The organism is Alteromonas antoniana (assembly GCF_019249295.1).
Taxonomy (GTDB): domain Bacteria; phylum Pseudomonadota; class Gammaproteobacteria; order Enterobacterales; family Alteromonadaceae; genus Alteromonas; species Alteromonas antoniana.
In genome coordinates this window covers 1-8,710 of sequence record NZ_JAESDH010000053.1, presented here as the reverse complement: position 1 = coordinate 8,710, position 8,710 = coordinate 1, and the positions used below count along the sequence as shown (strand labels likewise).

The following is an 8,710-nucleotide window of genomic DNA, read 5'->3' as shown; positions in this document are numbered from 1 at the left end:
AAAAATCCGATGACCTTACGATCATCGGATTTTGATCCTCTTACAGCCAATGTCAATCTCTTAACTGATCGGCATTAAGCAGTAGCTCGCCTTTTTTACTCACTCATTATGTCTTCATCGGACTAATGAGCGAAAAAAGTTAAGGACGCAGTGCCCTTTCACCTCGTGCCAGTCCACACACCCCCGTCCGCGAAGACTCAATGATTTCTGCACACTGTCCCATTGTGGTCGCAAAGGCGTCCAGTTTGTCACTGGTGCCGGTGATCTCAATGGTATAGTTTGCAGCGTTAACATCGACGATGCGGGCACGGAAGATATCCGTGTTGCGCTTTACTTCGGCGCGAATAGCTTCGCTGCGGGTGGCCACTTTTACTAACATCAGCTCACGTTCGATGTGTGCGCCTTCGGTTAAGTCAACCACTTTAAGCACGTCAATAAGCTTATTTACCTGCTTGGTGATTTGCTCAATCACCTTGTCATCGCCGTGGGTGATGATGGTCAGGCGCGATAAACTTGGGTCATCCGTTGGTGCCACACACAATGAATCTACGTTGTAGCCGCGTTGTGAAAATACGCCTACGATACGTGATAAGGCACCCGGGGCGTTTTCCATCAGTACTGAAATAATACGTTTCATCAGGTTCGCTCCGTCTTGCTTAAGCGCATGTCATCCATGGCGCCATACTTAATCTGCATGGGGTACACGTGTTCATTCTGGTCAATAGCAATGTCCATAAATACCAGGCGGTCTTTGTGACTAAAGCACTCCTCCATTGCCGAATCCAGCTGATCCAGCGAGTCTACCTTGATACCAATATGTCCGTAAGCTTCAGCAAGCTTCACAAAATCGGGCATCGAATCCATATAAGAATGGGAGTGACGACCTTTGTAAATCATGTCCTGCCACTGCCGAACCATACCCAACGCGCGGTTATTCAACGAGATGATTTTTACCGGCAGGTTGTACTGCAGACAGGTGGACAACTCCTGAATATTCATTTGAATACTGCCATCACCGGTAACTACCACTGATGTGGCCTCGGGGTGCGCAAACTGTACGCCCATCGCAGCAGGTAAGCCAAAGCCCATAGTGCCCAGACCACCTGAGTTAATCCACTGGCGCGGCTTATCATAGGGATAGTAAAGCGCTGCGAACATCTGATGCTGGCCTACGTCTGAGCTCACATACGCTTCGCCATTGGTATACTTATATAGCGACTCAATAACGCGCTGCGGTTTAATCACCGTATCGCCCTGCTCGTAATTCAGACACTTGCGTCCACGCCACTGGCCAATTTGCTGCCACCAGTCTGCAAGCTTCTCTTTCTGCCCGGACAGGTCTTTCTTGTCTACCTGCTCCAGCAATTGCTCAAGCACTTTGTCTACCGATCCCACTACCGGAATATGCGCATTCACGGTTTTCGAAATAGACGCCGGATCGATATCCACATGAATAATGTCGGCATGAGGGCAGAATTTATCCACATTGTTGGTCACGCGATCATCAAATCGTGCACCGAGCGCCAGGATACAATCGGAATTGTGCATGGTTTTGTTCGCTTCCAGCGTACCGTGCATTCCCAGCATACCGATAAATTGTTCATGGGTTCCAGGCATCGCCCCCAACCCCATCAGGGTGCAGGTCACCGGCGCCTGAAGCTTTTCAGCCAGTTCGATCACTTTCGCCGAGGCGTCAGATGCAATGGCTCCGCCCCCCACATAAAGCACCGGGCGCTCAGCTTTCATTAACGAATCGACTGCTTTTTTGATTTGTTTTGGGTGACCACGTTCCGTCGGATTGTATGAACGCATCGTCACGTCGGTCGGAAACACGTAGGGGTGCTCTTCAGCAACGTTAACAATATCTTTGGGCAGGTCAACAACGACTGGACCCGGTCGGCCAGTATTCGCGATATAGTAAGCCTTCGCTATGGCTTCAGGAATATCAACGGCACGCTTCACCAGAAAGCTGTGCTTCACGATAGGACGTGAACAGCCCACCATATCGGTTTCCTGGAATGCATCTTCGCCTATATGCATAGACGGCACCTGCCCTGACAAAATCACCATGGGAATCGAGTCCATGTACGCAGTCGCAATACCGGTTATGGTATTGGTTGCACCAGGTCCCGAGGTGACGAGCACTGTGCCGGTTTTGCCAGTTGAACGTGCATACCCGTCCGCCATATGAGCGGCTGCCTGTTCATGACGCACGAGGACATGTTTGACATCATCCTGCGCAAATAACGCATCGTAAATGTCGAGTACGGCACCACCTGGGTAGCCGAACACATGTGTCACTCCTACATCTTTTAGCGCTTCAACCACCATGGCGGCGCCTGACATCATCTTCACAGTGAAATCTCCTGTTTTAAGGGTGTTTTCCGCGGTTTATTGACCGTAGGCGGACTATATCTAAGAGAATAGGAAGATAAAACACCAAAAAGCAGAAAAGTGAGATATGTATCCCAATATATGAAAATATTAGGACAAACCTTTCAATTTGACGTCATTTTTACGGCGAAAAGAGTCTGAATTTCACATTTAGTTAACATTCAGGCATGCGATGCAGCTCCACCCGTCGCTAATCGTCATCTAAGCCAATTTCAATGGGGCTGTCGTCGTCAACAACATCATTGTCAGAGTCAACATCATCAGGTTTGGTAGACCCATAAATGCTTGCTGTTTTTGGCCTGTTAATCCGCTTTTGATACTTCACCCATGCTTTTTCAGCAGAGGTTACTGGCTCGCGATGACCAAACGCCGCTTCTAAATAGCCATGCTCTTCCTCATTCTCTGGTGATAGTTCGCCATCGACCAGAGCAGCTATCAGACTACCATGTTGCTGCAGCATTTTACTTTCTGATATGGAAAAATCGCCTGAACGTCCGAAACCGTACGGATAATGCTTAGGATCGCTGAACATGCGTTTGGATAGTATTTCGCGGGTAAGTTTGCCCATAACTCTCTCCCATCGGACTTATCCCGACGCGTGCCTGAAGCACGAAAATAACGGGATGACAGTGACACGGTGAGACACACAACCACCTTAACCAGAGAATAGTGCTGCGTGACTATAATGCTATTGGTAGGTATTAGTCGCTAATAAAAATACTGTCAAACAAAAAGGCGGCCAAATGGCCGCCCTGATAAAAATATCATTGAAGTGTCATATTCAGTGACTGTTTTTCGATAGGTGCGAACAGGTCTGTGGTCGCCTAACCTTTTCGGGATTTAGGAACCCATGCCCAGATCATTTCACACAATATGGGTTCAATACCCTGCGCATCGGTAACTTTCACCTGCACAGTCACTTCCCCTTTGTCTTCAGTCTGCATCTTTTGAATTTGTTCGTCAGTCAGCCAGGCCACTGCCTGCATATCACCCTGTGCCCGCTTTACGTACTGCAGGTTCATATTTTTAATCAGTGGTAGTTTGTCACCCGGCAGGTTCACGCCCACAACAAAGCCCGTTGCAGATTCAGCCAACAGCGCCATGGCGGCCGCGTGGACACTTCCAATGTGGTTCTGCACTTTTTTGTAATTTTTCTGCCGAAACGTCACAGACTTCAGATCAGTTTCCAGGATATCCACCTTCGTCGTGCCTGTCAGCTTCACCTTATACCGGAACATCCAGGTAAGTAACTTGCTTCGAAGCCATGCGGGGTAGGTGTTCGCCTTAATCGCAAACTGTCTTAACGGATTTGATGCTGCCATAAACTTGCCCTCGCCATCTGGTTTGACCAGTTAGCCTACGGCCAGGCGCGTGCAAAGGCAAGTTTTTATCACCGGTTTACGGCATTATCCATTCAGGTGGATATGCCGAGTAGCTGCTGCAGTGACTTGGTGTATTCCGCATAATGTTTCCAGCGTCCAACCGAACGCGCATTAATGGCTTCTCTTACCTGGACTTTACTGGCCGTCGATACGGGAGTGTTGTTCGTTTCAACCTGAACACACTGTGGCTCCCATTCAAGACCGCAAAAACTGATGAGTTCCCTGACTTCTTCCTGAGGATTTGTGACCAGGGCCTCATAAGATTGCAGACGAATGGCTTGTGGATGATGTGCCTTCCATCGCGCCATTAACTCCTCGAATCGCTGGTAGAACCGGCCAATATTCATCAGGTCATAGGCATAAGCGTAATACGGACTGTTTATGGAGAACAGTTGACGGTAATTGCCGATACAGGTATCCATCGGATCGCGAACCAGACATACGACTCTCGCTTTAGGTAATGCCCGACGGATCAGGCCCACATAGAAAAAGTTGAAAGGCAGCTTATCTACAACGAATTGGTGGTCTTTACGTAAAAACGCGGTTCGCTCGAGATACCGTTCACCCAGCGCGGTAAAGTCGAGATCTTCTGCTGCCGCCAGCGTCGCCAGATCCAGCACCTGATTGGACGCAGTCCGAGTAAGCTCTTTCACCGCGACACCAAAATCCTGCAGCTCTCCCCCAGAGGTGACCTGACTATGGTTACTGATGATCCTTTCCACCAAGGTGGTTCCGGAGCGCGGCATCCCGATAACAAAAATCGGGCTGTCGCTGTCACTTCCGCTTTTAATTTTTGCCGAGTCAGCAGCGGTTTGCTCCAGAAAGTCGAATAACGCCTGAAAGCGTGAGTCAATATCGGCAAACTGCTTACGCTTAGGCGCCTTGGCTTTATTCAGCACTTCAAAGGCGCCACGATAATTACCAATGGCTTCAAATTCCTTAGCCAGTGCATGACCGATATGCAGCCCACCGTCAGCATTGTCTTTCAACTGTTCTTTCAGCTCCGACAACCTGTCGATATGATTGTCCCTTGCGGTGATACCGCCGAGATCTGACAACGCAAAATGCGCCTGGTAATAATCCGGTTTCAAAGCAATAGCTTTTTCAAAACCGTCACGTGCGGCATCGAAGTTACCGGCGAATTTGCATGACACCGCATGGTTGTAATAGAAAAACGGGTTCTGTGGAGATAAGGCTATCGCCTTTTCGAAATAAGGAAGTGCCCTTTCGTGCGCGCCTACCCGGCTAAGCGATACGCCTACGGTATCCATTTCGAGCGCTCTTTCCAGTGCATCCACCGGCGCATTGTCCACGGCTGTCAGCGCGGCTGCCATATCGCCCTTGAGTGCATGACACTTAGCCAGATAGGCAAAGGTTAGCGGGCGAGCCTCCAGTGCATTTGATTTTTCAAGCAAACTGACGGCTTTATTCACCTGCCCCATTTCGATATGAATAATGCCCAGCAAAAAATACGCATGAGCATCATCACCCCACTGTTTAATCAGGGTGACACACGCTTTATGTGCCGAAACAAAATCCCGTTGATTTATCGCTTTGCCAGCGGCCTCTAACAACTGTGCTCGATTGTCCATTCGCGTCCGTCTTACTTCTGTGTCGAAAACGAAAAAGGCACTCAGTGAGTGCCTTTGTATTCACTCTTCACCACACAATGGCCTACTGGATGGCAAGCGCAATGTAGTAAGAGTAAGTCTAAACGACCTGACCTAAAAAGCCATTACAACTCAAAGCGATAATTGAATTTTAAGCCTATGGTACGAGGCATTAGCAGATAGTGGCCGTAGTTACGCAGTATTTCAGTACCATTGGGTGTCATTTCATCAAATACCGCCATGTTCATGTCACCTTTATCACGACGCACTGATGTATAGGCGTACTTGTCGAATAAGTTGTCGATGTAAAAGGTGACGGACCAGTCTTCATCCGACAAGCGGGCGTTGAAGTTGGATACCGCATAACCCGGGATCGCTTCACCATTTTGACGAAGACCAACCGTAGAGAATACGTCGCTTTGTGCTGTAAGTCCGTAGTTGACGTCCAGCAGCTTGTCATCAAGTACTTCTGTGGAATAGGTCACACCAAACGAAAACTGATGCTGCGGCGAGCCCGGCAAGCGGTCACCATCTTTACCGTCGTAAAAGTTTTGCAGCGGCGTGCCCTGCTCATCGAATACACCAAACAGGAATGGTGCATCCGCAGTCAGTTCCGCATTGGTATTTGAATAAGTGGCGTACATGGTCAGATAGTCAGTCACAATACCGCGAAGTGACAATTCTACACCCTGCGCCGACGCGCCTTGTGCGTTTACCGTGATTGGCTGCTGGCCATTGATGGTGGCACCGCCAACCTGCGGATCATTCCAATCTACGTAGAACAGAGCGGTATTTACCTGCAAACGGTTATTAAAGTAGCTGGTTTTCAGGCCAATCTCGTAGTTTGTTGTGGTATCAGCCACAAACACCTGCTCCCGGGGCAGCGCACAAACAATCTGGTTTTCAATTTCGTCGATGTTGTCCGGGCAGGCAGCTACGCCATTAGCGCCACCGATACGGAAGCCCTCACTTACGGTCAGGTACCCCATCATGTCTGCGTTGAACTGATAGCTGGTATTGAATTTAAACAGCGTGCCGCTGTCATCTGCCTGCTCGTTGCCATAATCCAGCTCAATTGAGTCGGAGGCGCGTCCATCGAATACCGTATAGTACAACGGCAGATCGACAGCCGATTCAGACTCTACATCATACTCATACGCACGCAGGCCAACAGTCACATCCCATGCGTCCGTCAGTTCGTAAGTCATCTCGCCGAATATGGCTTTCTCAGTAATTTCTGTTTTATCTACCGAGTAGTATTCCAGCGCGTCAGGACGGTAGTTTCCGTCTACGCCCCATACCTCAATCGCATAAACGTCGAAGTTTGGCGTAAACTCTTTACTGCTACCGTTATATTCAGAGTTAAAGTAAAAGCCGCCGACAATCCAGGACAGCGGGCCATCATTTTGCGAGACTAAGCGAACTTCCTGGGTAAAGGTTTCCTGATCATCCAGCTCCTCGGTATAGGATGAGAAAGCGGGAAATTCTTCGTAGCTGTAATCCAGACGAATCAACAGGTCGGTTTGATCACGTTGTCCTACCGCATCAAACTGAGAGAAACCAGTGGCACTGGTTAGTTCAGCAAAGCCAAGGTCCGCCGTCACTTCCAGACTAAGAAGCTGATCTTCTTTCTCGCGAGGCTCTTCATAACGATAGGCCGATTCGTATGGCCCGATGATATCACTTAGCGGATTTTCCGGAGCCAGCGCATTGTGCTGCGTAATGGACCTACCTTCGGTGTCCTGCTTCTGATAGAAATAAGTCAGCGTGCTGTCAATCCAGTCATTCGGCAACCAGCGCACCGCTATGCGACCGGTAAGGGTATCTTCGCCGTTAGCATCTTCTACCTGTCGCAGATTTTCGCTGATCGAAGAAGGATCGTCCCAGTCAGGATCGGGTAGCGACACACCGCCTTCACGAACTACATAGTTATAATCAATAAATCCTGGGTTGCTGAAGTAATTTACCGAGGCACGAACTCCCAGCTCTCCCTCAATAATGGGGGCATTGAACACAAAGCCGCCCTCGCCGCCCATTGAATCAGATTCAGACAGGCTAAAGATATCGCCGAACACTTCACCTGAAGTAAAATCCAGATCGACCTTTTTTGGCAGATAGCGAATTGCACCACCTAACGTACCCGCGCCGTAAAGCGTACCTTGTGGGCCAATCAGTACTTCCACCCGATCCACGTCAACCAGACGCAAATTCAAAAACAAGGGGATTTCACCGAAATACGTCGCCACAGTACCGCCATCTGCGCCTGGTCCTGACGAGTTCGTATTAAGCCCCCTGACAATAATTGGAGAGTCTGAACGACCACCCTGATCAGTCACAGTCAGCCCAGGTACCCAGCGCGCGACACCATCAAGATCTTCAATATTTTGCTGAGCCAGCGTTTCAGAAGTAATCGCAGAGATGTTAATAGGCACTTCCTGCAGTGTTCCACTTCTGCGCGTGGCGGTAACTTCTATTTTCTCAATTTGCTTTTCACTGACTGTCGCTTCCTGCGCAATAGCCGCGGTTCCGGACAGTGCGGTAAAAACGGCACCGGCGACGACAGATACTGCAAATGGTTTGCCTTTGTGGATGGTCATGTGTTTCTCCTGGTGTGCGAAAACGGCTGCAACCGTATTTTTATTGATCTGACGAGAGCACTTTCTGTGCCTACTTTGAGAGGGATTTTAGTAGGAAAAAGCGGTATTACTTGCGAAAAAGTGAATATTTATTCATAAAAACACAACATTCATGCGTTTTTTGATACTCCGCGGTTTTCATTTGCACTATTTATGGGCAATAAAGTGAGACTATCGACCGTTCAGCACGGAAAACGTGCAAAACATCGCTCACTACGCACCATTGCAGCACGATGAAGCAAGACTATTTATTCACTTAGCGCATAGAAAATGAATAAAAGGTAACCAATTGTTACGAACACGTCTTTTCTGCTGGCTTGTGAGTCATAAGAAAAGCAGGCACAGGGAATTACTCGCATCGGTTTCGCTCTTTCCCCTGCAAGCGAGAGTGAATTTAATGGCAGTAGACGGAAAAATAGAATAGGGAAATAGGTACGTGACTTAGCAGCCACGCTGTCGCGACGTGTCGCGCGAACGCACTAAAAGTGCTGAAACGACAATATGAATCTAAGAAAATTGGAGCGGGAAACAGATTCGTAACTGGCAGCCACGCTGTCGCGACGTGTCGCGCGAGCGCACTAAAAGTGCTAAAACGACAATAAGTATCTAAGAAAATTGGAGCGGGAAACGAGATTCGAACTCGCGACCCCGACCTTGGCAAGGTCGTGCTCTACCAGCTGAGCTATTC

The 8,710-nt window shown here is 48.9% G+C and carries 6 protein-coding genes; all 6 read right to left on the bottom strand.

Annotated features, from left to right (window positions below; genetic code table 11):
- Positions 1-139: 139 nt before the first annotated feature.
- The 6 genes from ilvN to JKP77_RS21775 all read right to left on the bottom strand — a co-directional run bounded on the left by ilvN (position 140) and on the right by JKP77_RS21775 (position 7,983).
- Positions 140-637: an acetolactate synthase small subunit gene (ilvN, locus tag JKP77_RS21800; protein WP_218313290.1), complete on the bottom strand. Its 498-nt coding sequence runs from the start codon at positions 635-637 to the stop codon at positions 140-142.
- The gene (locus JKP77_RS21795) at positions 637-2,355 is read right to left on the bottom strand and encodes an acetolactate synthase 3 large subunit (RefSeq protein ID WP_218313289.1); all 1,719 of its coding nucleotides are present in this window, start codon (positions 2,353-2,355) and stop codon (positions 637-639) included. The genes ilvN and JKP77_RS21795 overlap by 1 nt, the downstream gene beginning before the upstream one ends.
- 229 nt (positions 2,356-2,584) lie before the next feature.
- On the bottom strand, positions 2,585-2,962 hold the full coding sequence (locus JKP77_RS21790; protein WP_218313288.1) for a MaoP family protein: 378 nt from the start codon (positions 2,960-2,962) through the stop codon (positions 2,585-2,587).
- A gap of 256 nt (positions 2,963-3,218) precedes the next feature.
- Positions 3,219-3,716, bottom strand: a complete 498-nt coding sequence (locus tag JKP77_RS21785; RefSeq protein WP_218313287.1) for a DUF4442 domain-containing protein — start codon at positions 3,714-3,716, stop codon at positions 3,219-3,221.
- Positions 3,717-3,808: 92 nt separating this feature from the next.
- Positions 3,809-5,368 carry a tetratricopeptide repeat-containing sulfotransferase family protein gene (locus tag JKP77_RS21780; protein ID WP_218313286.1) on the bottom strand — a complete coding sequence of 520 codons (1,560 nt, stop codon included), beginning with the start codon at positions 5,366-5,368 and terminating at the stop codon, positions 3,809-3,811.
- Between the two features lie 143 nt (positions 5,369-5,511).
- Positions 5,512-7,983, bottom strand: coding sequence for a TonB-dependent receptor (locus JKP77_RS21775; RefSeq protein WP_218313285.1), 2,472 nt, complete (start codon positions 7,981-7,983; stop codon positions 5,512-5,514).
- Positions 7,984-8,710: the final 727 nt, after the last annotated feature.